Origin of the sequence: Rubellimicrobium sp. CFH 75288, from assembly GCF_009904055.1 — a bacterium.
Classification (GTDB): Bacteria; Pseudomonadota; Alphaproteobacteria; order Rhodobacterales; family Rhodobacteraceae; genus Rubellimicrobium.
In genome coordinates, this window is the sequence record NZ_WYDP01000007.1 from 42,476 (window position 1) to 66,339 (window position 23,864).

22 protein-coding genes and 2 tRNA genes are annotated in these 23,864 nt (G+C 70.7%); 13 read left to right on the plus strand and 11 right to left on the minus strand.

Going from position 1 to position 23,864, the window contains the following annotated elements; translation table 11 throughout:
• The first annotated feature begins 65 nt into the window (after positions 1–65).
• The 10 genes from GT358_RS08325 (at position 66) to GT358_RS08370 (ending at position 8,261) form a co-directional block, all read left to right on the plus strand.
• On the plus strand, positions 66–524 hold the full coding sequence (locus GT358_RS08325; RefSeq protein WP_166582149.1) for an Rrf2 family transcriptional regulator: 459 nt from the start codon (positions 66–68) through the stop codon (positions 522–524).
• Positions 521–1,567 (plus strand): cysteine desulfurase family protein, encoded by a 1,047-nt coding sequence (locus GT358_RS08330; protein WP_166582150.1) that lies wholly within the window; start codon positions 521–523, stop codon positions 1,565–1,567. The genes GT358_RS08325 and GT358_RS08330 overlap by 4 nt, the downstream gene beginning before the upstream one ends.
• Positions 1,568–1,595: 28 nt before the next feature.
• On the plus strand, positions 1,596–3,107 hold the full coding sequence (gene sufB / locus GT358_RS08335; protein WP_166582151.1) for a Fe-S cluster assembly protein SufB: 1,512 nt from the start codon (positions 1,596–1,598) through the stop codon (positions 3,105–3,107).
• A 78-nt stretch (positions 3,108–3,185) separates the two neighbouring features.
• On the plus strand, positions 3,186–3,776 hold the full coding sequence (locus GT358_RS08340; RefSeq protein WP_166582152.1) for a hypothetical protein: 591 nt from the start codon (positions 3,186–3,188) through the stop codon (positions 3,774–3,776).
• A 25-nt stretch (positions 3,777–3,801) separates the two neighbouring features.
• Positions 3,802–4,557 (plus strand): Fe-S cluster assembly ATPase SufC, encoded by a 756-nt coding sequence (gene sufC / locus GT358_RS08345; protein WP_166582170.1) that lies wholly within the window; start codon positions 3,802–3,804, stop codon positions 4,555–4,557.
• Positions 4,554–5,840: a SufD family Fe-S cluster assembly protein gene (locus GT358_RS08350; protein WP_166582153.1), complete on the plus strand. Its 1,287-nt coding sequence runs from the start codon at positions 4,554–4,556 to the stop codon at positions 5,838–5,840. Before sufC ends, GT358_RS08350 begins: the two co-directional genes overlap by 4 nt.
• Entirely contained in the window at positions 5,840–6,343 is a 504-nt protein-coding gene (locus GT358_RS08355; protein WP_166582154.1) for a hypothetical protein, read from the plus strand. The genes GT358_RS08350 and GT358_RS08355 overlap by 1 nt, the downstream gene beginning before the upstream one ends.
• Positions 6,333–6,932 carry a YIP1 family protein gene (locus GT358_RS08360; RefSeq protein ID WP_166582155.1) on the plus strand — a complete coding sequence of 200 codons (600 nt, stop codon included), beginning with the start codon at positions 6,333–6,335 and terminating at the stop codon, positions 6,930–6,932. The genes GT358_RS08355 and GT358_RS08360 overlap by 11 nt, the downstream gene beginning before the upstream one ends.
• Complete coding sequence (locus tag GT358_RS08365; protein WP_166582156.1) at positions 6,925–8,142, plus strand: cysteine desulfurase; 1,218 nt, start codon at positions 6,925–6,927, stop codon at positions 8,140–8,142. Before GT358_RS08360 ends, GT358_RS08365 begins: the two co-directional genes overlap by 8 nt.
• Positions 8,143–8,184: 42 nt before the next feature.
• Positions 8,185–8,261, plus strand: a tRNA-Arg gene (locus tag GT358_RS08370).
• Positions 8,262–8,425: 164 nt separating this feature from the next.
• Here GT358_RS08370 and GT358_RS08375 read toward each other — a convergent pair.
• The 7 genes from GT358_RS08375 to GT358_RS08405 all read right to left on the minus strand — a co-directional run bounded on the left by GT358_RS08375 (position 8,426) and on the right by GT358_RS08405 (position 17,712).
• Positions 8,426–11,710: an efflux RND transporter permease subunit gene (locus GT358_RS08375; RefSeq protein ID WP_166582157.1), complete on the minus strand. Its 3,285-nt coding sequence runs from the start codon at positions 11,708–11,710 to the stop codon at positions 8,426–8,428.
• Positions 11,707–12,918 carry an efflux RND transporter periplasmic adaptor subunit gene (locus GT358_RS08380; RefSeq protein WP_243730788.1) on the minus strand — a complete coding sequence of 404 codons (1,212 nt, stop codon included), beginning with the start codon at positions 12,916–12,918 and terminating at the stop codon, positions 11,707–11,709. Before GT358_RS08380 ends, GT358_RS08375 begins: the two co-directional genes overlap by 4 nt.
• Position 12,919: 1 nt before the next feature.
• Positions 12,920–13,564, minus strand: a complete 645-nt coding sequence (locus GT358_RS08385; protein WP_243730789.1) for a TetR/AcrR family transcriptional regulator — start codon at positions 13,562–13,564, stop codon at positions 12,920–12,922.
• Positions 13,565–13,690: 126 nt separating this feature from the next.
• Complete coding sequence (gene dxs / locus GT358_RS08390; protein WP_166582158.1) at positions 13,691–15,640, minus strand: 1-deoxy-D-xylulose-5-phosphate synthase; 1,950 nt, start codon at positions 15,638–15,640, stop codon at positions 13,691–13,693.
• An 11-nt stretch (positions 15,641–15,651) separates the two neighbouring features.
• Positions 15,652–16,542, minus strand: coding sequence for a polyprenyl synthetase family protein (locus GT358_RS08395; protein WP_166582159.1), 891 nt, complete (start codon positions 16,540–16,542; stop codon positions 15,652–15,654).
• Positions 16,532–16,795, minus strand: a complete 264-nt coding sequence (locus tag GT358_RS08400) for an exodeoxyribonuclease VII small subunit (protein WP_166582160.1) — start codon at positions 16,793–16,795, stop codon at positions 16,532–16,534. Before GT358_RS08400 ends, GT358_RS08395 begins: the two co-directional genes overlap by 11 nt.
• Entirely contained in the window at positions 16,792–17,712 is a 921-nt protein-coding gene (locus GT358_RS08405; RefSeq protein WP_166582161.1) for a histone deacetylase family protein, read from the minus strand. Before GT358_RS08405 ends, GT358_RS08400 begins: the two co-directional genes overlap by 4 nt.
• Positions 17,713–17,742: 30 nt before the next feature.
• Between GT358_RS08405 and GT358_RS08410 the strand changes: the two genes are divergently transcribed.
• Entirely contained in the window at positions 17,743–18,303 is a 561-nt protein-coding gene (locus tag GT358_RS08410) for a hypothetical protein (RefSeq protein ID WP_166582162.1), read from the plus strand.
• 209 nt (positions 18,304–18,512) lie between these two features.
• On the opposite strand, the gene mtaB is transcribed toward GT358_RS08410, so the two are convergent.
• Together mtaB and dapF are read right to left on the minus strand one after the other, a co-directional pair.
• Entirely contained in the window at positions 18,513–19,769 is a 1,257-nt protein-coding gene (mtaB, locus tag GT358_RS08415; RefSeq protein WP_166582163.1) for a tRNA (N(6)-L-threonylcarbamoyladenosine(37)-C(2))-methylthiotransferase MtaB, read from the minus strand.
• Entirely contained in the window at positions 19,766–20,617 is an 852-nt protein-coding gene (gene dapF, locus GT358_RS08420; RefSeq protein ID WP_166582164.1) for a diaminopimelate epimerase, read from the minus strand. The genes mtaB and dapF overlap by 4 nt, the downstream gene beginning before the upstream one ends.
• A gap of 86 nt (positions 20,618–20,703) precedes the next feature.
• Between dapF and GT358_RS08425 the strand changes: the two genes are divergently transcribed.
• Positions 20,704–20,779: transfer RNA gene (locus GT358_RS08425), tRNA-Lys, on the plus strand.
• A gap of 13 nt (positions 20,780–20,792) precedes the next feature.
• On the opposite strand, the gene GT358_RS08430 is transcribed toward GT358_RS08425, so the two are convergent.
• Positions 20,793–22,280 carry an NADP-dependent isocitrate dehydrogenase gene (locus tag GT358_RS08430; RefSeq protein ID WP_166582165.1) on the minus strand — a complete coding sequence of 496 codons (1,488 nt, stop codon included), beginning with the start codon at positions 22,278–22,280 and terminating at the stop codon, positions 20,793–20,795.
• 92 nt (positions 22,281–22,372) lie between these two features.
• Here GT358_RS08430 and GT358_RS08435 point away from each other — a divergent pair, with 92 nt between their 5' ends.
• The gene (locus tag GT358_RS08435) at positions 22,373–23,242 is read left to right on the plus strand and encodes a LysR substrate-binding domain-containing protein (protein ID WP_166582166.1); all 870 of its coding nucleotides are present in this window, start codon (positions 22,373–22,375) and stop codon (positions 23,240–23,242) included.
• A gap of 33 nt (positions 23,243–23,275) precedes the next feature.
• On the opposite strand, the gene GT358_RS16860 is transcribed toward GT358_RS08435, so the two are convergent.
• Positions 23,276–23,864 (minus strand): TOBE domain-containing protein (locus tag GT358_RS16860; protein ID WP_166582167.1); only part of this gene is annotated, 589 nt, incomplete at its 5' end.

Sequence of the window (23,864 nt, forward strand, 5' to 3'; positions counted from 1 at the left end):
GCCAGCGACCTGCGCGCCCGAAGTAAAGAGGCGGCCGCGATGCGTCAACGGTCAGGAGGCAGAAGATGAAGCTCTCGACCAAGGGGCGGTATGCGATGGTGGCGCTGGCGGACATGGCTCTCCAGCCGGCCGGCTCGGTCGTGGCCCTGGCGGAGATCGCGCGGCGCCAAGATCTGTCGCTGCCCTATCTGGAGCAGCTCTTCGTCAAGCTGCGCCGCGAGGGTCTGGTCGAGTCGGTGCGGGGCCCCGGGGGCGGCTACCGGCTGGGCCGGCCCGCCTCCGACATCCGCGTGGCCGAGGTGCTGGGCGCCGTTGACGAGACGGTGAGTGCCCTCCATCGCGGCGCCGCCGCGCGCCATGCGGCCAACGGGACGGAGGCGCAGATCCTGACCGACCGGCTGTGGGAGGGGTTGTCGGCGCAGGTCTATGTGTTCCTGCACCAGACCCGGCTGTCGGATGTGGTGCGCAACCAGCTCGCCCCCTGTCCGGCGGTTCCGGCGCTTCTGGAGCTTGTGGACGAATGAGCGGCCGAGTCTATCTCGACTGGAATGCCACCGCGCCGCTTCGGCCGGAGGCACGCGCCGCGATGATCGAGGGGCTGGACCTCGTCGGCAACCCGTCCTCGGTCCATGCGGAGGGCCGGGCCGCCCGCGCGGCGGTGGAGCGCGCGCGCGAGGCGGTGCTGGAGACGCTGGGCGCCGCCGCGTCCGATCTGGTCTTCACGTCCGGCGCCACCGAGGGGGCGGCCTTGGCGCTGGCGGGGCGCGACCTGCTGTCGGCCCCGATCGAGCACGAGGCGGTCCTGGCCTGGACCCGGCCGGAACTCGGCGTGGCGCGGGACGGGACGGTGACGCCGCCAGAGCCCGGGAGAGCGACGTTGCAGCTCGCCAATTCCGAGACGGGGATCGTCCAGTCCCTGCCTGCGGGACTTGCCGTCAGCGATATCACGCAGGGGGTCGGGCGCATTCCCTATGCCCACGACTGGGCCGGGATCGGCATGGCGTTCCTGTCCGGCCACAAGATCGGCGGGCCCAAGGGGGCGGGCGCGCTGCTCCTGCCGCGCGGCGCGCAGCCCGACGCCCTGCTGCGCGGCGGAGGGCAGGAATCCGGGCGCCGCGCGGGCACGGAGAACGTCCCGGCGATCCTGGGTCTGGCTGCGGCCCTGCGGGCCGCGCTGGCGGACCTGTCGGCGGGGATCTGGGCGCGGGTGGAGGAACTTAGAAATATTCTAGAAGGGGCGCTTGAGGCCGCCTCCCCCGACACCATATTGGTGGGGCGCGGCTCTCGGCGGCTGCCCAATACCGTGCTGGCGCTCACACCCGGCTGGAAGGGGGAGACGCAGGTGATGGCCATGGATCTGGCCGGCTACGCGGTTTCGTCGGGGTCGGCCTGTTCGAGCGGCAAGGTCCGGACCAGCCCGGGTCTGCGCGCCATGGGCTTCAGCGAGGCGGATGCGGCCTGCGCCCTGCGCATCTCGCTGGGACCCGACACGACCGAGGACGACGTGCTGCGCTTCGCCGACGCCTGGGCGGCTGCGCGCAGGAGGCAGAGGAGCAGGGCGGCCTGACGCCCCCTGCAGGAGAAGAGGACACGGCATGGCCGCACTGGACACCATCGACAGTCTGGACGTCCGCGAGGGCGTGGACGAGGCGACCGTTGCGACTGTCGCTTCGCTCGGCTCCTACAAGTATGGCTGGAACACCGAGATCGAGACCGATTTCGCCCCGATGGGGCTCGACGAGGAGATCGTCCGGCTGATCTCGCGCAAGAACGGCGAGCCCGCCTGGATGACCGAATGGCGGCTGGCAGCCTTCGCGCGCTGGCAGCGGATGGAGCATCCCGACTGGGCGATGCTGAAGATCCCGCCGATCGACTTCCAGCAGCAATACTACTACGCGCGACCCAAGAGCATGGAGACGCGGCCCAAGTCGCTGGACGAGGTCGATCCGAAGCTCCTCGAGACCTACAAGAAGCTGGGCATCCCGCTGCGCGAGCAGGAGATCCTGGCGGGTGTCGAGGGCGCCGGGCGCAAGGTGGCCGTGGATGCGGTCTTCGACTCGGTGTCGGTGGGCACGACCTTCCGCGAGGAACTGGCCAGGGCCGGGGTGATCTTCTGTTCGATCTCGGAAGCGATCCGCGAGCATCCCGAGCTGGTCCGCAAGTATCTGGGCAGCGTGGTGCCGCCGTCCGACAACTTCTATGCGACGCTCAACAGCGCGGTCTTCTCGGACGGGTCGTTCGTCTATGTGCCGCCGGGGGTGCGCTGCCCGATGGAGCTGAGCACCTACTTCCGCATCAACGCCGAGAACACGGGCCAGTTCGAGCGCACGCTCATCATCGCCGACAAGGGCAGCTACGTGAGCTATCTCGAGGGCTGCACGGCACCCAAGCGCGACACGGCGCAGCTGCACGCTGCGGTGGTGGAGATCGTGGCCGAGGAGGACGCGGAGGTGAAGTACTCCACCGTCCAGAACTGGTATCCGGGCGATGCGGAGGGGCGCGGCGGCATCCTGAACTTCGTCACCAAGCGGGCCGATTGCCGGGGCGACCGGTCCAAGGTGATGTGGACGCAGGTCGAGACAGGCAGCGCCATCACCTGGAAATACCCCTCCTGCATCCTGCGCGGAGACGACAGCCAGGGCGAGTTCTATTCCATCGCCATCACCAACAACCGCCAGCAGGCCGATACCGGCACCAAGATGATCCATCTGGGCAAGCGCACGCGGTCGCGCATCGTGTCCAAGGGCATCTCGGCTGGCGAGGCGCAGAACACCTATCGCGGACTCGTCTCCATGCATCCCAAGGCCGCCGGGTCGCGCAACTACACCCAGTGCGACTCGCTGCTGATCGGGGATCGGTGCGGCGCCCACACGGTGCCCTATATCGAGGTGCGCAACACCAGTTCCAAGGTCGAGCACGAGGCGACGACATCCAAGGTCAACGAGGACCAGCTCTTCTATTGCCGCTCGCGCGGGATGACCGAGGAGGAGGCTGTCGCGCTTGTCGTCAACGGGTTCTGCCGCGAGGTCCTTCAGGTCCTGCCCATGGAGTTCATGGTGGAGGCCCAGAGCCTCGTGGCCATCTCGCTCGAGGGGAGCGTCGGCTAGGATGGCTGGCGGCGTGCAGGATGCGCGGGTCCGGACCGACCGGACCCGTCCGGCACGGCGGCCGCCGACCGCGCGGGCATGACGGTGCTCGAGCGTCCCCTGTCGGGTCTGCCGCCCGAAGCCCTGGCGCTGCTGGGCGATCTCGGCCGGCAGGCAGGGACCATCCTCGAATATGGCGCCGGCGGATCGACCGTGGAACTGGCCGATCTGGGCGAGGGACGGCTCTTCTCTGTCGAGACGAGCGCGGCCTGGGCGGCGGAGCTGAGGGCATGGTTTGCTGCCCACCCCACACGGCGGTCGGTCGTGGTGCATCACGTCGATGTCGGACCGGTCGGACGATGGGGATTTCCGCTGGGCCACGCGGCCTGGGACCGGTTTCACCACTATCCTACGAGCGTCTGGGATCGCCACGACTTCGTTCATCCCGACCTCGTCGTGATCGACGGGCGGTTCCGCCTCGCCTGTTTCCTGACGACGGCGCTGCGGATCGAGAGGCCGGTGACGGTGCTCTGGGACGATTATCGGGACAGACGCGAATACCATGCGGCCGAGCGTTATGCCCGGCCGACCAAGATGGCCGGACGGACCGCCCTGTTCCGGCTGGAGCCGCAGATCCTGCGGCCGTCCGACCTGAGCTGGGTTCTGGACGCCTTCACGAGACCGCGATAGGGCCCCGGGGGCCGAGGAGACGATGATGCTCGAGATCAAGAACCTGCATGTCGAACTCGAGGAGGAGGGCAAGCCGATCCTGCGCGGGTTGGACCTCCGGGTCGAGGCCGGCCGCGTCCACGCGATCATGGGCCCGAACGGGTCGGGCAAGTCCACCCTCTCCTATGTCCTGGCCGGGCGGGAGGGCTATGCCGTCACCGAGGGGAGCGTGACGCTGGACGGGCGGGATCTGCTCGCTCTCGAACCCGAGGAGCGCGCGGCGGCAGGGCTGTTTCTGGCCTTCCAGTACCCTGTGGAGATCCCGGGGGTCGGCAACATGACGTTCCTGCGCACGGCGCTGAACGCCCAGCGCAAGGCCCGCGGCGAGGAGGAGATCTCCTCTGCCGATTTCCTGCGCCTTGTCCGGGACCGGGCGCGCGCGCTCAACATCGATGCCGAGATGCTCAAGAGGTCCGTCAATGTGGGCTTCTCGGGCGGCGAGAAGAAGCGCAACGAGATCCTGCAGATGGCCGTGCTCCAGCCCCGGATGTGCGTGCTGGACGAGACCGATTCTGGCCTCGATGTCGACGCGATGCGCCTGGTCGCCGACGGCGTGAATGCCCTCCGCGACGAGGGACGCGCCTTCCTCGTCATCACCCACTACCAGCGGCTTCTGGACCACATCGTGCCGGACGTGGTGCATATCCTGGCCGACGGGCGGATCGTGCGCAGCGGCGGACCCGAGCTGGCCAGGGAAGTGGAGACCAACGGCTATGCCGACATCTTGGCGGGGGCGGCATGACGGTGCGGACGGATCTGCGCGCGGACGCGACCGCCGCGCTTGTGGCGTCGCGATCCCTTCCGCCGGGCGGGGGCTGGATCATGCCTGCGCGCGCCGACGCGCTGCGCCGGCTGCGCGCGATGGGCGTTCCCCAGAAGCGGGACGAATACTGGCGCTTCACCGATCCCGGCTCTCTCGTGGCGCCCCTGCCGCTGCCCGCCGAGCCCATGGCCCCCGAGGACGGAGAGGCGTTCGAGGGGCTCGAGGCGTTGCGCGTGGTCTTCACGGACGGGGTGTTCGATCCTGCGGCGTCGGACGATCTGGCGCTGGCGGGGGTCGAGATCGACCGGCTGGCGGCCGTCGCGGAGGCGGACGGACACTGGGCACAGGACCTGTTCGGCGTTCTCGAGCGGGAGGGGCAGATGCCCGTGCCGCGCCCGCTGGCTGCGCTGAACACCGCGTTCGCGCCGGATGGCATCCTGATCCGGGTGACCGGCGATCCGGGGCGACCGATCCACATCGTCCAGCGGCATGTCGCGGCCGCCTCGGATGCGATGCTGCACCACGTCGTCCGGGTGGAGCCGGGCGCCCGTCTGACGCTTCTGACCAGCGGACCGGCAGCGGCGCGGCTCAACAAGGTCATCGAGGTCGATGTGGCCGAGGGAGGCGTGTTCCATCACGTGCGCATGCAGGGTCGCGATCATGGCCGTCGAGCTGCGACGCACCTGTTCGCCCGCGTGGCGGCCCGGGCCGACTTCCGCTCCTTCACCCTGACGTTCAACGGGGCGCTGACGCGCAACGAGGCCATCGTGACGCTGGCGGGCGACGAGGCTCGCGCGCATGTCGCGGGGGCGTCGGTGGGGGACGGGGAGTTCCATCACGACGACACGGTTTTCGTCACCCACGCCGCCGAGGCCTGCGAGAGCCGGCAGGTGTTCAAGAAGGTGCTCCGCCACGGGGCTGTCGGCGTGTTCCAGGGCAAGATCCTGGTGCGACCGGGGGCGCAGAAGACCGACGGATACCAGCTGTCGCAGGCGCTGCTGCTCGACGAGCGGAGCCAGTTCCTCGCCAAGCCGGAACTCGAGATCTATGCCGATGACGTGAAGTGCTCGCACGGGTCCACGGCTGGCGCGCTCGACCCGGATGCGCTCTTCTATCTGCGGTCGCGCGGCGTGACGGAGGCGGAGGCCAAGAACCTCCTCACTCTGGCCTTCCTGCGCGAGGCGCTTGACGAGATCGCGGACGAGCGTCTGGCCGAGGATCTGTCGCGCCGGCTGGAGGCCTGGCTGCGGAGACGAAGCTGATGGGCGTCGTGGCCGATATCGGGCGGAGCTTCCGCAACGGGCCCCGGGTCGTGATGCGGGAGCACATGGCCCGGGGTCAGCAGGAAACGCGGGCCTTCGCCTTTCTGATGATCGGCTGCGTCCTGGTGTTTGTCGCGCAATGGCCGCGCCTTGTGCGGGTCTCCCGGGAGGAGGGCCGCGAGATGGCCCAGCTTCTCGCCTACGAGATGCTGGCCTGGCTCATCATCTGGCCCCTGATCTTCTATGCGCTGGCCGGTCTGGCCCATGTCATCTCGCGGCTGGCCGGGGGGCAGGGGACCGCCTACGGCGCCCGGCTTGCGCTGTTCTGGTCATGGCTGGCGGCGGTCCCGCTGGGCCTGCTCTACGGCGTGGCGGCAGCGCTCGCCGGACCGTCGCTGCTGGCGAACCTCGTCGGCGCAGCCTGGATCGCGGCCTTCCTGCTGTTCTGGATCCTGTGCCAGCGCGAGGCGGGTGCCGTGGAGCACCGATCCCATGCGGCCTGAACCGGACATCGCGCTTCTTCCCATGCTCCGCGAAAGCGTGGTGGCACCCGGCGCCACCGCGACGAGGCTGCTGGCATGGCGCCTGCCGCTGCGCACCATCCTCGAGGCGATGGTTCTGGTCGCGGTCATCGACGCGATCCTTGCCGGCCTTCTGGGCCGTGGCACGCCGTTGCTGCCGGGGGTGGACGGCGATGGCGTCACGATCGGCCCGATGGTCCATGCGCTCATCCTGATCGGATCGCTGATCCTGTCGGCCGGGGCGATCCAGACCGGAGGGCAGCTTCTCGGGGGCATGGGGTCGTTCCGCGAGGCGCTGCTGCTGATGACCTGGCTGGAGGTGCTGTCGGTCATGGTGCAGGTGGTGCAGCTCGTCGCCTCGCTGATCCTGCCGCCTCTGGCTGGACTGGTCGGGCTTGCGGGTCTCGCGGTGCTGCTCTGGTGTCTCGTCCACTTCGTCCGGGCGCTGCACCGGTTCGACGGGTGGGGCCGGACGCTGGGGACGCTGGTCCTGGCGATGTTCGCCGCCGCCATCGCCGTCTCGATCGTGGCGGGCCTGTTCGTCGGCGTGGAGGGTGCCGGTCATGTATGACGTCGAGGCGATCAGGGCCGACTTTCCCATCCTGTCGCGGCAGGTCCACGGCCGGCCTCTGGTCTATCTGGACAACGCCGCCTCCGCACAGAAGCCGCAGGCGGTGATCGAGGCGGTCCGCCGCGGCTATGCGGAGGAATATGCGAACGTCCATCGGGGCCTGCACTTCCTGTCGAACCTCGCCACCGACCGCTACGAGGCCGTCCGGGGCAAGCTGGCCGACTTCCTCCATGCCTCGAGCCCCGAGGAGATCGTGCTGACCACGGGGACGACGCAGGGGATCAACCTCGTCGCCTATGGCTGGGCGATGCCCCGGATCGGGGCGGGCGACAACATCGTGCTGTCGATCCTGGAACACCATGCCAACATCGTCCCGTGGCATTTCATCCGCGAACGACAGGGCGCCGAGCTGCGCTGGGTGGAATGCGGCCGGGACGGCAGCCTCGACCCGCAGGCAGTGCTTGATGCCATCGATTCGCGCACACGCCTTGTCGCGGTGACGCATCTGTCGAACGTCACGGGAACGGTCGTCGATGTGGCCGCCATCTGCGCGGGCGCCCGCGAGCGTGGTGTTCCGGTTCTGGTGGACGGGAGTCAGGCCGCCGTTCACATGCCGGTGGACGTGCAGGCCATCGGCTGCGACTTCTATCCGGTCACGGGCCACAAGCTCTACGGACCTTCCGCCTCGGGCGGCCTGTTCATCCGGCGCGACCGCATGGCCGAGATGCGCCCGTTCCTGGGGGGCGGCGACATGATCCGCGAGGTGACGCGCGACCGCGTGACCTATGCCGACCCGCCGCTGATGTTCGAGGCGGGCACCCCCGGCATCGTCCCGACCATCGGGCTGGGAGCCGCCCTCGACTATCTGACGGGCTTGGGCATGGAGAATGTCGCGGCTCACGAGGCACGTCTGCGCGACTACGCGCGCGAGCGGCTCGAATCGTTCGGCTGGCTCCGGCTTCAGGGAACGGCGCCCGGCAAGGCGGCCGTCTTTTCCTTCTCCATGGAGGGCGCCCACGCCCATGACCTCGCCACCGTTCTCGACCGCCGCGGCATCGCCGTCCGCGCGGGGACGCATTGCGCCATGCCGCTGCTCGAGTTCTTCGGACAGATGGCGACCTGCCGTGCGTCCTTCGGGCTCTACAACACGATTGCGGAGGTGGACGCGCTGATCGACGCGCTGGAGTTCTGCCACGATCTCTTCGCGTGAGGCTTGCGACCGCCGGCGCGATCGCCTATGCCGCTCGCGCGGGCACCCGTAGCTCAGCTGGATAGAGTGCTGCCCTCCGAAGGCAGAGGTCACAGGTTCGAATCCTGTCGGGTGCGCCACAAGATAGGAGAGTTCCGGGAAGCGCTCCGAACCTGCTCCCCGGAAACGCCCCTCAGATCCTCCCGGTCATGCCCGCCGCGCCCCTTTCATCTGCGAACAGGATGGGGCGCGTTTGCGCCGTCGCACGGTGGCGGCCGTCCGGCTGCGGCGGGGGCCGCCGGTTCTATTCCGCGACGTGCAGACGTGGCCGCGGCGTCGCCTCTGCCTCGAGCCTGAGCAGCCGCTGTTCCAGAGCCAGCCGCTCCGCCCGCTCGACCGCCACGGCTTGAGCCAGATCGCGCGGGTCGGGCAGGGCAGGTTCCTCCTCACGCGGGCCGACGAGCCCGCCGAACAGGCGCGCCAGCAGTCGCTGGAGGTCGTCCATGATGAGGAAGAAGGAGGGCACCACGACCAGGCTCAGGACCGTCGACATCAGGATGCCGCCGATCACCGCTGTCGCCATGGGCGCGCGAAAGCTGCCTCCGTCCCCCACGCCTAGCGCCGAAGGCAGCATGCCCGCCGACATCGCGATGGACGTCATGATGATGGGCCGTGCGCGCTTGTGGCCCGCTTCCGCGACCGCGGTGAGGCGGTCCATGCCGCGGGCGCGCATCTCGATCGCGAAATCCACCAGCAGGATGGCGTTCTTGGTCACGATGCCCATGAGCATCAGGATGCCGATGAGCACGGGCATGGAGACCGGACTGTTGGTCAGGATCAGCGCCGCGGCGACCCCGCCGATGGCAAGAGGCAGCGAGAACAGGATGGTGAAAGGCTGGATCACCGACTTGAAGAGGAGGATGAGGACCCCCAGCACCATGAACAGGCCCAGCACCATGGAGTTGGTGAAGCTCTGGAACAGTTCGGCCTGGATCTCCGCATCCCCCGATTCCGCCGTCCTGACGCCCGGCGGAAGGTCCACAGAGGCCACGATCTCCTCGAACCGCGCGGTGGCGACGCCGAGCGGGACGCCCGGCGGCAGGTTTGCGCCGATCGTCGCCACCCGCTCGCGGTTCAGACGCCGGACCATGGACGGCCCCTCCGCCACCGTCAGATCCGCGACCGCCGACAGCGGGACCGAGGCTCCGGTGGCGGTCGGGATGCGCAGGGCTGCCAGCCGCACCAGATCGTCCCGGGCATCCGCCGACAGCCGGACCCGGACCGGGATCAGGCGGTCGTCGATGGAGACCTTAGCCAGCGCGGCATCGAAATCGCCGAGCGTCGCCACGCGCAATGTCTCGGCAAGGGCCGCCGTGGTCACGCCCAAGCGGGCCGCTTCGTCGGGGCGCGGGGTGATCTGGATCTCGGGCCGGGGCAGGGCGCCTTCCGTCGCCACGGCCTGCAGGAGGGGATCAGCGCGAAGCGCCTCCTCCAGCCGGCGCACGGCCAAGTTCAGAGCCTGCTCGTCGGTCGAGAGGATGGAATAGGAGATGTCCCGGCCACCCCCGCCGGGTCCCATGTTGAGCTTCCACGCCCGCATGTCGGGCAACGGCGCGAGACGCTCGGCCACCTCCTGTTCGATCTCGGACTGGGGACGGATGCGGCCCTTGGGCGCCACCTGCGGGATCAGGTCGCCGAGGATCGGGATGCGCCAGCCGATCTCGAGCAGCTTGCGCTCGAGCGAGTGGTCGCGGGGATCGAGCATGATCGAGACGGAGGCGCGCCGCACGTCGAGATCGCCGGTCGGGGACGTGCCGCCCAGAACAAACACCCGATCCACGCCGTCGATGTCGGCCACAGCCTCGCGGATGCGGTCTGTCGCGGCGCGGGTCTCGTCCAGGGTGGAACCGGGGGGCAGCTCGACGGAGACCGAGATGCGCCCCGAATCGTCCTCGGGCATGAAGGAGCCGGGGATCTGCGCCATGTAGTAGATCGAGACCGCCAGGACGCCGAAGGCGGCCAGCAGCGTGAGGTAGCGCGCGCGCAGCGTGGCCCGCACGAGCCGCAGATACCCCCGCATCAGGAGGCCATCGCGGTGCTCGTGACCCGCCGCGTCGCGCGCCCGCATGAGATAGGCCGCCATGAGCGGGGTGATGAGACGCGCGACAAGCAGCGAGAACAGCACCGCGATGGCAACGGTCATGCCGAACTGGCGGAAGTACTGGCCGGGGATGCCGGGCATGAAGGAGACGGGAACGAACACGGCCACGATCGTCATCGTCGTGGCAATCACGGCCAGACCGATCTCGTCGGCGGCATCCATGGCAGCGCGGAACGGCGTCTTGCCCATACGGATGTGCCGCTGGATGTTCTCGATCTCCACGATGGCGTCATCCACGAGGATGCCCGTAGCCAGCGTGATAGCCAGAAAGGACACGAGGTTGAGCGAGAAGCCCAGCACGTCCATCAGCCAGAAGGTCGGCACGGCCGAGAGCGGCAGGGCGACCGCAGCGATGAGGGTGGCCCGCCAGTTGCGCAGGAAGGCGAGCACCACAAGAACGGCGAGGATGGCCCCCTCGATCAGCGTGTGGATGGCCGCCTTGTAGTTACCGTAGGTGAAGCTCACGTTGTCATCGACGAGCGTCAGCGACACGCCGGGATGGGCGGCCAGGATCGCCTCCAGCGTGGCCTCCGTGGTCTCGGCCACGGACACCTCGGAGGCGCCCTTGGCGCGGAACACCGAAAAGGCCACAACCTCCTGCCCATCGACCCGGGCGAAGGACCGAAGCTCCTCGAAGGTGTCGGTGACGGTTCCCAGATCGGCGAGGCGGACCTGCCGCCCCCCCGGCAGCGCGATGGGGGTTTCGGCCAGCCGCGCGGCGTCGCCCTGATCGCCCAAAAGGCGGATCGCCTGCTCGCCCGAGCCGATCGCGCTCCGACCCGCCCCGAGGCTTACATTCGTGGCCCTGAGCTGCTGGCTGACGGCGGCCGCCGTGATCCCGTAGGCATCGAGACGCGAGGGATCGAGCTCGACCCGGATTTCCCGGTCCGATCCACCATAGCGGGTGACGCGGCCGATCCCCGGGCGACCCTGAAGCTCGGACTTGATCGTGTCGTCCACGAAGAACGACAATTCCTCGAAGGTCATGCCCGGCGCGGTGACGGCATAGGTCAGGATCGCCTGACCCTCGACATCGATCTTGGCGACCACGGGATCATCGACACCGGCCGGCAGATTGCCGCGAATCCGATCAATGGCGTCCTTGGTGTCCTGCACCGCCTGGGCCGTGGGCACCTCCATGCGGTATTCGACGATCGTCGTGGACTGGCCGTCCACCACGGTCGAACTGACGTTCTTGACGCCCGCGATGCCGGCCACGGCGTCCTCGATCTCGCGCGTGACCTGACTTTCCATTTCGGCCGGAGCCGCACCCGACTGGGTGACGGTAATCGCCACCACCGGCACGTCGATGGCCGGAAAGCGCGTGATCGGCAGCGCGTTGAAGCTCTGCCAGCCCAGGATCATCAGCAGGGCAAAGGCCAGAAGCGGCGCGACAGGGTTGCGGATGGACCAGGCCGAGAAGTTCATGGCGTATCCTCTCCGTCGGCAGCAGATCGTGCCGCCACCCGCTGATCGGCGTCGGGGATCGAGTTGACGCGATCCCCGGCCCGCACGAAGGCTCCGGCCTTCGTCACCACCAGATCACCGGGGGACAGACCCTCCACCACCCCGATGAGCGAGCCGTCGCGGATGCCGGTCCGCACCGCTACCTGTTCGGCCACACCGTCGCGGATGCGCATGACGCTGGTCCCCTCGGCCCCCGTCCCGATCGCGGTGACGGGCACCGCAAGCTGGCGCTCCTCGCGCAGAAGGATCTCGGCGGTCAGGAACATTCCCTGGACGACGCGGGCGTCGTCGTCGAGCGCGATGCGGGCGACGCCCATGCGCGTCTGGGGGTTGATGGTCGGCTCCACGAGGCGGACCACGCCCTCGATCGGCGCGGTCGATCCCACGGCCGTCATGGTCGCCCGTTGTCCGGGCGAAACCCGCAGCAGATCCCCTTCGGCCAGTTCCGCCCGCAACTCCAGTTCGCCGTCGCGCACCAGGGTGAAGAGAGGGCCGGCGGCCGCGCTGGCCACGGCACCCACCTGGGCGTTGCGGCCGACCACCAGTCCGGACACCGGAGCCCGCACCTCGGTCCGGGCCAACTGCAGTTCGGCATTGGCGATCTGCGCCTCCACCAGTTCCATCTGCGCACGGGCCGCCTCAACTCCCTGCTCGGCGACCCCGACGGCGGCCCGGGCGGCGATGGCGGCGGCCTGGGCCTGATCGGCCTGGGCACGGGGGACGGTCCCCTCCTGGGCAAGCCGGGCAGTTCGCTCGGCCACGCGCTCGGCCTCCTCGGCATTGGCGACCGCCTGGACGAGGCTCGCCTCGGCCTGCGCGATTTGCGCCCGCACGGAGGCCCGGTTGGCCGCCAGCTGCGAGAGTTGCAGCTCGAGCGTCGCCGTGGAGAGGCGCGCCAGCACGTCGCCTTCCTCCACCCGGTCGCCCACATCCGCCAGCAGCGCGTCGATGGGCTGTCCTTCGACCAGAGGCGAGACCTGCACCTCCTCCACCGGAGCGACGAGGCCGGAGGCGATGACCCGGTCCCGCAGGGTCTGCACGGTCACCTCGCTCACGGTGACGGAAGGCAGGGTCAGGTCGACGGCAGGGCCCGGTTCCTGGGCCGCAGCCGACAGCCCGAGGATCAGCAGCAGCATCAGCCATCCGAAGCGGCGGATCGGACGAGCCATGTCAGCCCTCCACCTCGCCGGAGCAGGCTTCGAGCATGATCCGCTCGATCGTCCGGAGCAGATGCTCTGCAAGGGCGGTATCCTGGGAGTCGCGCAACAGATGACTGGACATCGCCCCGTGCATGATGACGTAGACCAGACGGGCCGGAGTTCCGAACCGGTGCAGCGCCTCGTCCTCGGACAGCCCGCCCACCGCGAGGCCCATGACGCGCGCAAGGCGGCGGACGATCCCGTCCTCCATCCGCGCGAGGATCGCCGCCACCTCGGGCTTGCGGGCCGCTGCGGCGGTGATCTCCGCCCAGAGGGTCTCTTCGCCGCCGCATCGCTCCTCCATGCGCTTGCGCAGGAGCGTTCTCAGCGTCGCGATCGGCCGGGGCGAGGCGGCGATCAGGCGGAACTCGTCCTCCACCGCGGCCAGGTCGCGGGCGACCATGGCCTCCACGATGGCCGCCTTGGACGGGAAATACCGGTAGAAGTTTCCGGCGCTCATGCCAGCGGACCGCGCCAGATCCTGCATGGAGGCACCATCGAAACCCTTCTCGACAAAGGCTGCCCGGGCCGCCGCGAGCAGACCCGCCTCACGCTCGCCGAATTCCGGTGCGGGCTCCGGGGTCATGCCGATCTGAGCGGGAATGTCGTCCGGCATGAGTCTTCACCTGAGAGATGAATGAACGTTCATTCAGGTGGACGCTGCATTGCAGCTTGTCAAGACATGCCGCGGATACGCAGTCGGACCCCTGCCCGATCACTGCATGCCCGGACCCCTGACCCGTCAGGCGCGGCAGCCGATGAGCGCCACATCGAGCAGCGTGAGGACCTTCCTCTCGATCGCGGCCGCGTCCAGATCGGCTTCGGCATACATGTCCCTGGGCGAGGCCTGGTCGATAAAGCGGTCGGGCAGCACGAGGCTGCGGAAGCGCAGGCCGCTGTCGAACACGCCTTCTTCCGCCAGAAGATGCGCCACATGGGACCCGAAGCCGCCCACGGCACCCTCCTCGATCGTCACCAGTCCATCGTGGCGGCGGGCCAGATCGAGGATCAGGTCGCGGTCGAGCGGCTTGGCGAACCGGGCATCCGCCACGGTCGGCCGGATGCCGCGCGCACCCAGCGCTTCGGCTGCCTTGAGCGTCTCCTCCAGCCGGGTGCCGAAGGAGAGCAGGGCCACCCCCGATCCGTCGCGGACCATGCGGCCGCGGCCGATCTCGAGGGGCGGGGCATCCCAGTCGATCTCGGCGCCCACGCCCTCGCCCCGAGGAAAGCGGAAGGCGATGGGGCCGCTGTCATGCCGGGCGGCTGTCGCCACCATGCGGGCCAGTTCGGCCTCGTCGGCGGCGGCCATGACGGTGAAGCCCGGCAGGTTCGAGAGATAGGCGATGTCGAAGGCACCCGCATGGGTGGCACCGTCGGCGCCGACCAGACCAGCCCGGTCGATGGCGAACCGCACGGGCAAGCCCTGGATGGCCACGTCGTGCACCACCTGGTCGTAACCCCGCTGCAGGAAGGTCGAATAGATGGCGCAGAACGGCCTCAGCCCACCGGCGGCCATGGCGGCACAGAAGGTGACGGCATGCTGCTCGGCGATGCCCACGTCGAAGCAGCGGCCCGGAAAGCGGTCGGCGAACTTGGCCAGACCCGTGCCGTCGGGCATCGCGGCGGTGACGGCCACGATCCGGCTGTCGCGCGCGGCCTGACGGATCAGGGCATCGGCGAAGACGGACGTGTAGGAGGGGGCGTTGGACGGCGCCTTGACCTGGGCGCCGGTGACCACGTCGAACTTGTTGACGCCATGCCCCTTGTCGCGTGCCGCCTCGGCCGGGGCATAGCCCTTGCCCTTCTGGGTGATGGCGTGGATCAGGACAGGACCCGTGGCGCGGGCGCGGGCGGTGCGCAGGACCGCCAGCAAGGTCTCCATGTCGTGCCCGTCGATGGGTCCCACATAGGAGAAGCCCAGTTCGTCGAACAGCGTCCCGTGCCCAATGGCGAGGTGCTTGAGCGCATCCTTGGCGCGTTTCGCGCCTTCCCGAAGGGGCTGGGGCAGCAGGTCGGCGGCAGCCTTGGCCGCTGCCTTCAGGTCCTGGAACGGCGCGCCGGCGTAGAGGCGGGCAAGATAAGCCGACATCGCGCCGACCGGCGGGGCGATGGACATCTCGTTGTCGTTGAGGACGACGAACAGGCGACCCCCCCAATGCCCGGCATTGTTGAGCGCCTCGTAGGCCTGTCCGGCACTGATGGCCCCGTCCCCGATGACGGCGATGCAATCTCCGATTCCGTGTCCGTCTTCGGGTTGCCCGCCGAGCTGCCGCGCAACTGCGTAGCCGAGCGCGGCGGAGACCGAGGTGGAGGAATGCGCCGCCCCGAATGGGTCGAAGGCCGATTCGCTGCGCTTGGTGAAGCCCGACAGCCCACCGCGCTGGCGCAGCGTGCGGATCCGGTCCCGCCGCCCGGTCAGGATCTTGTGGGGATAGGCCTGATGGCCCACGTCCCAGATGAGGCGGTCCCGCGGCGTCTCGAACACGGCATGAAGCGCGACCGTCAGTTCCACCACCCCCAGACCCGCCCCCAGATGCCCGCCCGTCACCGAGACGGCCGAGATCGTCTCGGCCCGCAATTCGTCGGCGACCTGGCGCAGTTCCGCATCCGACAGGTCGCGCAGGTCGCGCGGCTGGTGGATCCGGTCGAGAAGCGGCGTGGGAGGGCGGTCTGCGGGAGAAACGGCGGTCATGACTCGCACCTTCACTTGCGGCGATGGGCAGCGAAGCGCGCGGCCTCGCCGAGAAGGGCGGCGCGCGGCCCGTAGGGTTCCAGCGCCGCGCACGCCTCCTGGGCCAGCGACATGGCGCGTTCGCGCGCGGCCTCAAGGCCCATGAGGCCCACGAGGGTGGCCTTGCCCCGTCCGGCGTCCTTGCCCGTGGCCTTGCCCGTCTCGGCCGCGGACCCTTCGGCATCCAGAAGGTCGTCGGCGATCTGGAAGGCCCGGCCGAGGGCGGTGCCGTAACGCAGCAGGGGTCCGGGATCGGCGCCGGCGAGCCGCGCTCCGGCTGCGGCGGACCAGGCAAGAAGCGCACCCGTCTTGCGGTCCTGAAGCGACTGGATGCCGGCCTCGGACAGCGGGACGGCCGCGGTCTCGGCCGCGAGGTCCAGCGCCTGTCCGCCCACCATGCCGCCCAGACCGCTTGCCCGGGCGAGCGACAGGGCCAGATCGACCTGCCGACCCGCCTCCACCGGAGCGGAGAGCACCAGTTCGAAGGCCAGCGCCTGAAGGCCGTCGCCGGCCAGGACGGCGGTGGCCTCGTCCCAGCGGCGGTGGACGGTCGGCCGGCCGCGGCGCAGATCGTCGTCGTCCATGCAGGGCAGGTCGTCGTGGATCAGCGAATAGGCATGCATCGCCTCGATCGCTGCGGCCGGGCTCAGGGCGATCTCCTCGGGCAGATCGTGAAGGCGGGCGGATTCCATGACAAGGAATGCGCGCAGCCCCTTGCCGCCTTCGACCGCGTAGAGCATCGCCTCGGCCAGGGGGATGTCGGACGAGCCCAGCACCTCGCGCAGCCGCGCCAGGACCGATGCAGCATCCCGCGCCATCGCCTCGGGCAGGGTCGGCCCGTCCCGGAGCGCCTCAGCCCGCATCGAAGGGCACGGTTCCCTTGGGCTCTCCGCCTTCGCCGAGCGTGATGCGGTTCACCCGCTCCTCGGCCTCGTCGAGCTTCTTCTGGCAATGGGCCCGCAGCCTCGCGCCGCGTTCGTAGAGGGCGATCGACTCCTCCAGGGCCACGTCGCCGCGCTCCAGCCTGGTGACCACCGACTCGAGTTCGGTCAGGGCCTCCTCGAAGCTGAGGGACTCCAGATCGGATGCTGGAGAGGTGGTGGATCGGTCCGTCATGTCTCCCCCAGGGCGGCCAGGTGAACCCCCACGCCGTCGCGCAGGGCGGCGAGGTCATAGCCGCCTTCGACGCAGGAGACCACCCGGCCCTGCGCATGGTCCTGCGCGATGGCCGCAATCTCGCGCGTGATCCAGCGGAAATCCTCCGTCTCCAGCGCGAGGCCGCCCAGAGGATCGGCGCGGTGCGCATCGAAACCGGCAGAGATCAGGACGAGGTCCGGCCGGTGGGCCCGTAGGCGCGGCAGGATCCGCTCGGCCACGGCCGCCCGGAAGGCCGGCCCCTCCGTCCCCGCCGGGAGCGGCACGTTGACCACCGTGCCGTGCGGCCCCTCGTGGGATGCCTCGCCCGTGCCGGGCCAGAAGGGCCATTGATGCGTCGAGCAGAACAGGATGCGCGGGTCGCTCTCCACGAGAGCCTCCGTCCCGTTGCCGTGATGGACATCGAAATCCACGATGGCGACGCGCTCCGCCCCGTGGCGGTCGATGACCCGGCGCGCCGCGAGCGCCACGTTGCCGAACAGGCAGAAGCCCATCGGCCGGCTGGCCAGAGCGTGGTGTCCCGGCGGCCGGGCCGCGACCAGCGCACGGCGCACCTGACCGGTCATCACGGCGTCCACAGCCGCTAGGGCCGCCCCGGCCGAGCGGCGCGCCGCCTCGAGCGTGCCGGGAGACAGCCAGGTATCGGGGTCGAGCGCGATCGCCTCCGCCGCCGGCGCGGCCCGGGCGAGCCGGTCCAGATAGGCCTGCGGATGGCAGGGCCGCAGGTCGTCGTCCGTCGCTTCGGGCGCGGGGCGCAGCGCGACCTCGTGGCCTGCGAGCGCCGTCATCATGGCCTCGAAGCGCTCCGGCCGCTCGGGGTGGCCGGCAGGGGGGCGATGGCGCAGCGAGGCGGGATGGGAGAACACGAGGATGGACATGCGGAGGATGGAACGCACAAAGTGGAGGACATGCAAGCATTGCCTGGTCTGGCCGCGCTGGCCGCGGCGTGGGTGGTCCTGACGGCCCCGGGCGCCTGGGCTGGGGATCGGCTGGTGCTGCGCGCCGACCTCGACGGCGATGGCGCCGAGGAAACCTGGCGTCTGGTCCGCGGCGAAGGCGATCTGGGCGATCTGGTCGTGGAGACGGCCGGGGAAAGCCGGACGGTGCGGGGGATCGTCTGGTGGGGTCCGATGCCGGGGCAGGAGCCCTGGCTCGACCTGTCGCCTGCGGGGTCGGTCCGCATCGGCTCGGGCAACGATGCGGTGGGCCGCCACCGCTGGCAGATGGTCCTGACGGTCGCGCACCGGCGGGGCGAGGCGCAGGTCGCGGGGCTGACCTATACCTGGCGCGACACGCTCGATCCCGCGGCCGGGGGACGCTGCGACCTCAACCTGCTGACCGGGCGGGGCGAGCGCGAGACCGAGGCCGGGGCCGAGACCGTCACGGGGGTCGGGCAGGCGGTTCCCCTCTGGTCCTGGGACGAGGCGCAGGGCTGGGCCGGACTGGATCCGTGCGGCATGTCGGACTGAACGAGGGCGGATGTCGGGTGCATGGACCTCTCCCGTGCGGTGGTGGAACGGGTTGCAGGATGAGCTGGAAAGCTTAACAGCCGGTAAAGGCACCGCGCGGTGGTGTTGCGTGCCAGAGGCACCTGCAAGTCTCTGAGGGCGCAGGCCTTTTCCGGTCCTGCGGCCGTCGGGTGAAGAAACCGTTAACGTGGGTGGACCGGGCCGGCCGATCAGGCGGCGCGCAGGCGCAGCCCGTCGAGCCCCGCGATCCGCGCCTCGATCAGGGCGCCCACCGGCGCGTCCGAGGTCAGCGCCACCTCGGCGAAGTGCGGCGTCCGCCCGAGGCGGGGCGTCTCGACCAGAACGGAATGGGTGCGGCCGACCTGGGCCGCGAGGTGGCGCAGCGCCGCCTGGCGGCCCGCCTCGCGCAGGCGGGCGGCGCGCTCGCGGATCGCCGCCGGGGGCACGGGGGGCATCCGGGCGGCGGGCGTGCCGGGACGGGGCGAGAAGGGAAAGACATGGAGCCAGGTCAGGCCGCATTCCTCGACGAGATCGAGCGAGGCCCGGAACATCTCCTCCGTCTCGGTCGGAAAGCCCGCGATCAGGTCGGCGCCGAACACGACGTCCGGGCGCAGGCGCCGGGCCTCCTCGCAGAAGCGGATCGCGTCGGCGCGCAGGTGGCGGCGCTTCATGCGCTTGAGGATCAGGTCGTGGCCGGCCTGGAGCGACAGGTGGAGGTGGGGCATGAGCCGCGGCTCGGTCGCGAGCGCCTCCAGGAGGCGGGGGTCGGCCTCGATCCCGTCGATGGAGGACAGGCGCAGCCGGTCGAGCGCGGGGACGCGGCGCAGGATGGACAGGACGAGGTCGCCCAGACGGGGCCGGCCCGGCAGGTCCGCGCCCCAGGCGGTCAGGTCCACGCCCGAGAGCACCACCTCGCGGAAGCCGCGGTCGGCGAGGCGGGCGACCTGTTCCACCGCCGCGCCGGCAGGCACCGAGCGGGCGTTGCCGCGCCCGAAGGGGATGATGCAGAAGGTGCAGCGGTGATCGCAGCCGTTCTGGACCTGGACATAGGCGCGCGAGCGCGACCCGAACCCGTCGATGAGGTGGTGCGCCGTCTCCCGCACGGCCATGATGTCGTCCACCACGACGCGCTCGGTCTCGCCCACGAAGTCGGGGGCGAGGCGGGCCCAGGACTCGGGGCGCATCTTGTCGGCGTTGCCGAGGACGAGCGAGACCTCGGGCATGGCGGCGAAGGTCTCGGGCTCGGTCTGGGCGGCGCAGCCGGTGACGACGAGGGGGCGGCCCGGATGCTCGCGCGCGAGGCGGCGGATCTCCTGCTTGGCCTTGCGTACGGCCTCGGCGGTGACGGCGCAGGTGTTGACGACGACGGCGTCGCGGACGCCCGCCCGCTCGGCCAGGCCCTTCATCGCCTCGGTCTCCCAGAGGTTGAGGCGGCAGCCGAAGGAGGAAAAGACCGGCGCGGTCACGGGGCAGCGTCCAGGGCAGAGGGGTGGAGGACGCCCGAGAACACGGTGGCGGCGGCGCCGGTGGTCCAGACTCCGTCCCCCTCCCACGCCACGTCGAGTTCGCCGCCGTCGAGGACGATCGTGGCGCGGGGGCCGCAGAGGCCGCGGCGGTGGGCCGCGACGAGCGCGGCGGCCGAGGAGGTGCCGGAGGCGGGGGTGATCCCGGCGCCGCGTTCCCAGACGCGCACGCGCAGCCGGTCGGCCGCGAGGACCTGCACGAGCTGGACGTTGGTGCGCCGGGGAAAGAGGGGGTCCGTCTCGGTCCGCGGGCCGATCTCGGCGAGGTCGGGCGCCTCGGCGTCGGGGACGAGGAAGGTGCAGTGGGGGTTGCCCATGGAGGTGGCCACCGGGGCGCCGGGCAGGGGCAGGGCCAGCGTGTCGCAGGGCCGGGCGAGCGGGATCTCCTCCCACTCGGTGCGGGGATGGCCGAGGTTGACGGCCGCCCGGCCGGGGCCTGCGTCGCGCGCGACGAGGAGCCCCCCCCCGGTGGCGATGGCGAGCGCGGTGCGGCCGGTGCGGTCCATCTCGGCCCGGGCGATGCAGCGGGTGGCGTTGCCGCAGGCGTCCGAGGGCGAGCCGTCGGCGTTCCAGAACAGCAGGCGGAGGTCCGCGCCCGGCGGCGGATCGGCGAGCAGCACGAGCTGGTCGAAGCCCACCCCGCGGCGGCGGTCGGCGAGCGCGCGCACCTGCCCGGGCGACAGCCAGCGGGCCGGGTCCGCCGCCCTGCCGCGCCCGTCGATCACCAGGAAGTCGTTGCCGAGGCCGTGCATCTTGTCGAAGCGCAGGCCGGTTGCCGCATCGTCGCGCATGGCGGGCAGATAGACGGTTGCGCGGCGCCGTTCCAGCCCCGCCGGGCCTTGACCCGGACGGGGCCCGGTCTTAGGTGGCGGGGCGTGGGCCGTTAGCTCAGTTGGTAGAGCAACTGACTCTTAATCAGTTGGCCGTAGGTTCGAGCCCTACACGGCCCACCATTCCCCCCAGCCGCTACTGGCCCTGGCCCAGCGAGAAGCCGGGTTCGCCGTCGAAGGTGTAGAGGTTCTCGGTCTTGACCACGTCGAGCCCGGCATAGTGCAGGCGCGAGAGCAGGCCGAGCAGCATGGGCTTGTTGAACGGGGCACCGGGGCGGGCGGTAAAGCGCGCCCGCCAGTGGTCGGTGCAGAACGTCTCGGGCAGGCCGTCGGGCCAGACCTTGACGCCGCGATTGGTGATGAGGCTGAGCGCGTAGGGGCCGTCCTCGGCTGCGCGCAGGGTCTGGGCCAGCGCGTCGGGCCGGGCGTCGGGGGCGTGCAGGAACACGTCCACGCCGACCAGCACCTTCTGGGCACGCGGACGCGGGGCGGGCGGGCGCAGCGGAATGGCGGGCCGGCCGGCATAGGAGGCCGGGCGCAGCTGGCGCGGCGCCTCGCCCAGGCGCGCGATCACGGCGTCCGCGAAGGCGCGCGTGCCCAGCCGCTCGCGCGAGGCGCCCTCGCGGAAGATGTCGCGGGTGTGCAGGCCGTCCTCGATGGTGCGGGCCCAGGCATTGTGGATGCGCTCGGCCACCTCGGGCTGGCCGAGATGGACCAGCATCATGACGCCCGCCAGCAGCAGGCCCGAGGGGTTGGCCGTGTCCTGCCCGGCATGGCGGGGGGCCGAGCCGTGGATAGCCTCGAACATGGCGGCATGCTCGCCGATATTGGCCGAGGCGCCCAGGCCCACCGAGCCCGTGATCTGCGCGGCCACGTCCGACAGGATGTCGCCGTAGAGATTGGGCAGCACCACCACGTCGAACATCTCGGGGCTGTCGGCCAGCTTGGCCGCGCCGATGTCCACGATCCAGTGCTCGGACTCGATGTCGGGGTACTCGGCCGCCACCTCGTCGAAGACGCGGTGGAACAGGCCGTCGGTCAGCTTCATGATGTTGTCCTTGGTGAAGCAGCTGACCTTGCGCCGCCCGTGGGCGCGGGCGTGGTCGAAGGCGTAGCGCACGATTCGCTCGCAGCCGGGGCGGGTGATGAGCTTGAGGCACTGCACCACCTCGTCGGTCTGGCGGTGCTCGATGCCGGCGTAGAGGTCCTCCTCGTTCTCGCGCACGATGACCACGTCCATGCCGGGATGGCGCGTGGCGATGGCGGGAGCATAGGCCGCGCAGGGCCGCACGTTGGCGAAGAGGCCGAGCGTCTTGCGCACGGTGACGTTGAGGCTCTTGAAGCCGCCGCCCTGGGGCGTGGTGATGGGCGCCTTGTAGAAGACGCGCGTGCGGCGCAGGCTGTCCCAGCTCTCGGGGCGGATGCCGGCGGAGTGGCCTTGGCGATAGACGGCCTCGCCCAGCTCGATCTCCTCGATGGCGAGGCGCGCGCCGGCGGCCTCGAGCACGCGCAGGCAGGCCTCCATGATCTCGGGGCCGATGCCGTCGCCGCGGGCCACGGTGACGGGGGCGGGTGCGGGGGCTGGGACGGCCCCGGGGCCGGTCAGGGTCTGGTGCAGGGTCATGGCGCTCTCCCGAAAATCCTGGGCGTCATCTAGGCGCTGGTGCCCAATTGGGAAAATTGATAGTCAAGCGCGTGGCCATTGCGGAGATCAATATGAGCCTGCCGCCCACGGTGGACCCCGAGCTTCTGCGCGCCTTTGTGGCCGTGGTGGACGCGGGCGGGTTTTCCCGCGCGGCCGGGCGGCTGCTGCGCGGGCAGTCGGCCGTGTCGCTCCAGATCAAGCGGCTGGAGGACCGGCTGGGGACGCGCCTTCTGGAGCGGGGGCCCCGGGGGGTGAAGCCCACGCCGCAGGGCGAGGCGATCCTGCATCAGGCGCGGCGCATCCTTGCCCTGCATGCCGAACTGGTGGCGGCCGCGCGCGAGCCGGAGGTCGCGGGCGTGGTGCGCCTCGGCGCGCCGGAGGATTTCGCCACGGCGCGGCTGCCGCGCCTTCTGGGCGAGTTCGCGCGCGCCCATCCCCGCGTGGCGCTGGAGGTGACCTGCGAGCTGACGCTGGACCTGCTGGCGCGGTTCGAGGCGGGGGGGCTGGACCTTGCCCTGCTCAAGCGCGAGCCGGCCTCGTCGCTCGGCGGGACGCGGGTCTGGCGCGAGCGCCTGGTCTGGGTGGCCGGCGAGCGGGAGCGGGCGGCCGAGGCGCCGCTGCCGCTGGTCTGCTCGCCCATCCCTTGCGTGTACCGCGGCCGGGCCACGGCGGCGCTGGATGCGGCCGGGCGGCCCTGGCGCGTGGCCTATTGCTGCGGCTCTCTGGCCGGGAGCCTGGCGGCGGTGCGGGCAGGGCTGGGGGTGACCGTCCTGCCCGCCGACATGGTGCCGCCGGACCTTCTCACCCTGGACGAGGGGGCGGGGCTGCCGCCGCTGCCCGATACCGAGATCGCGCTGGTCGCGGCCCCGGACCTCACCCCTCCGGCGGCGCGGCTGCGCGACTTCGTGATCGGCGAGCTGGAGCGCGGAGCCGGGCGGTGAGCGGCGCCGGCCGAGGGGCCGGGCCGGGCGTCCTCAGTCCACGCGCCGGCCGGTGTCCGAGTCGAACGGGTGGAGCGCCTCCGTCCGGACGGAGAGGGGCAGGAGGCTGCCCTCCTCGACGGAGGGGACGTGGGGCAGACGCGCGGTGAGCGGCCGGTCGAGCCCGTCGAGGCCGAGATGCAGGTGGCTCTCGGCGCCGGCGGGCTCGAGCAGCAGGAGGCGTCCTTCGATGGCGAGGTCGTCGGGGCCGGGGGGGCCGAGGCGGATGTCCTCGGGGCGGATGCCGACGAGGTCGGCGGCGGCGGGCAGATGGGCGGGCAGGCGGCCGTCGGCGCGTTCGCGCAGCCAGGCCGCGGGCAGCATGTTCATCGCCGGGGAGCCGATGAAGCCCGCGACGAACAGGGTCGCAGGACGGGCATAGACCTCCATCGGGCTGCCCACCTGCTCGATCCGGCCGCCGTTCAGGACCACGAGGCGGTCGGCCAGCGTCAGCGCCTCGAGCTGGTCGTGGGTGACATAGAGCGAGGTCGTGCGCAGGCGGCGCTGGAGCTGGCGGATCTCGACCCGCATCTGGACGCGCAGCTTGGCGTCGAGATTGGAGAGCGGCTCGTCGAACAGGAAG

Excerpts from the sequence above, each read along its gene's own strand:
- GT358_RS08325 (WP_166582149.1), top strand. The coding sequence starts at position 66 with ATGAAGCTCTCGACCAAGGGGCGGTATGCGATGGTGGCGCTGGCGGAC.
- GT358_RS08330 (WP_166582150.1), top strand. The coding sequence starts at position 521 with ATGAGCGGCCGAGTCTATCTCGACTGGAATGCCACCGCGCCGCTTCGG.
- sufB (WP_166582151.1), top strand. The coding sequence starts at position 1,596 with ATGGCCGCACTGGACACCATCGACAGTCTGGACGTCCGCGAGGGCGTG.
- GT358_RS08340 (WP_166582152.1), top strand. The coding sequence starts at position 3,186 with ATGACGGTGCTCGAGCGTCCCCTGTCGGGTCTGCCGCCCGAAGCCCTG.
- sufC (WP_166582170.1), top strand. The coding sequence starts at position 3,802 with ATGCTCGAGATCAAGAACCTGCATGTCGAACTCGAGGAGGAGGGCAAG.
- GT358_RS08350 (WP_166582153.1), top strand. The coding sequence starts at position 4,554 with ATGACGGTGCGGACGGATCTGCGCGCGGACGCGACCGCCGCGCTTGTG.
- GT358_RS08355 (WP_166582154.1), top strand. The coding sequence starts at position 5,840 with ATGGGCGTCGTGGCCGATATCGGGCGGAGCTTCCGCAACGGGCCCCGG.
- GT358_RS08360 (WP_166582155.1), top strand. The coding sequence starts at position 6,333 with ATGCGGCCTGAACCGGACATCGCGCTTCTTCCCATGCTCCGCGAAAGC.
- GT358_RS08365 (WP_166582156.1), top strand. The coding sequence starts at position 6,925 with ATGTATGACGTCGAGGCGATCAGGGCCGACTTTCCCATCCTGTCGCGG.
- GT358_RS08375 (WP_166582157.1), bottom strand. The coding sequence starts at position 11,710 with ATGAACTTCTCGGCCTGGTCCATCCGCAACCCTGTCGCGCCGCTTCTG.
- GT358_RS08380 (WP_243730788.1), bottom strand. The coding sequence starts at position 12,918 with ATGGCTCGTCCGATCCGCCGCTTCGGATGGCTGATGCTGCTGCTGATC.
- GT358_RS08385 (WP_243730789.1), bottom strand. The coding sequence starts at position 13,564 with ATGCCGGACGACATTCCCGCTCAGATCGGCATGACCCCGGAGCCCGCA.
- dxs (WP_166582158.1), bottom strand. The coding sequence starts at position 15,640 with ATGACCGCCGTTTCTCCCGCAGACCGCCCTCCCACGCCGCTTCTCGAC.
- GT358_RS08395 (WP_166582159.1), bottom strand. The coding sequence starts at position 16,542 with ATGCGGGCTGAGGCGCTCCGGGACGGGCCGACCCTGCCCGAGGCGATG.
- GT358_RS08400 (WP_166582160.1), bottom strand. The coding sequence starts at position 16,795 with ATGACGGACCGATCCACCACCTCTCCAGCATCCGATCTGGAGTCCCTC.
- GT358_RS08405 (WP_166582161.1), bottom strand. The coding sequence starts at position 17,712 with ATGTCCATCCTCGTGTTCTCCCATCCCGCCTCGCTGCGCCATCGCCCC.
- GT358_RS08410 (WP_166582162.1), top strand. The coding sequence starts at position 17,743 with ATGCAAGCATTGCCTGGTCTGGCCGCGCTGGCCGCGGCGTGGGTGGTC.
- dapF (WP_166582164.1), bottom strand. The coding sequence starts at position 20,617 with ATGCGCGACGATGCGGCAACCGGCCTGCGCTTCGACAAGATGCACGGC.
- GT358_RS08430 (WP_166582165.1), bottom strand. The coding sequence starts at position 22,280 with ATGACCCTGCACCAGACCCTGACCGGCCCCGGGGCCGTCCCAGCCCCC.
- GT358_RS08435 (WP_166582166.1), top strand. The coding sequence starts at position 22,373 with ATGAGCCTGCCGCCCACGGTGGACCCCGAGCTTCTGCGCGCCTTTGTG.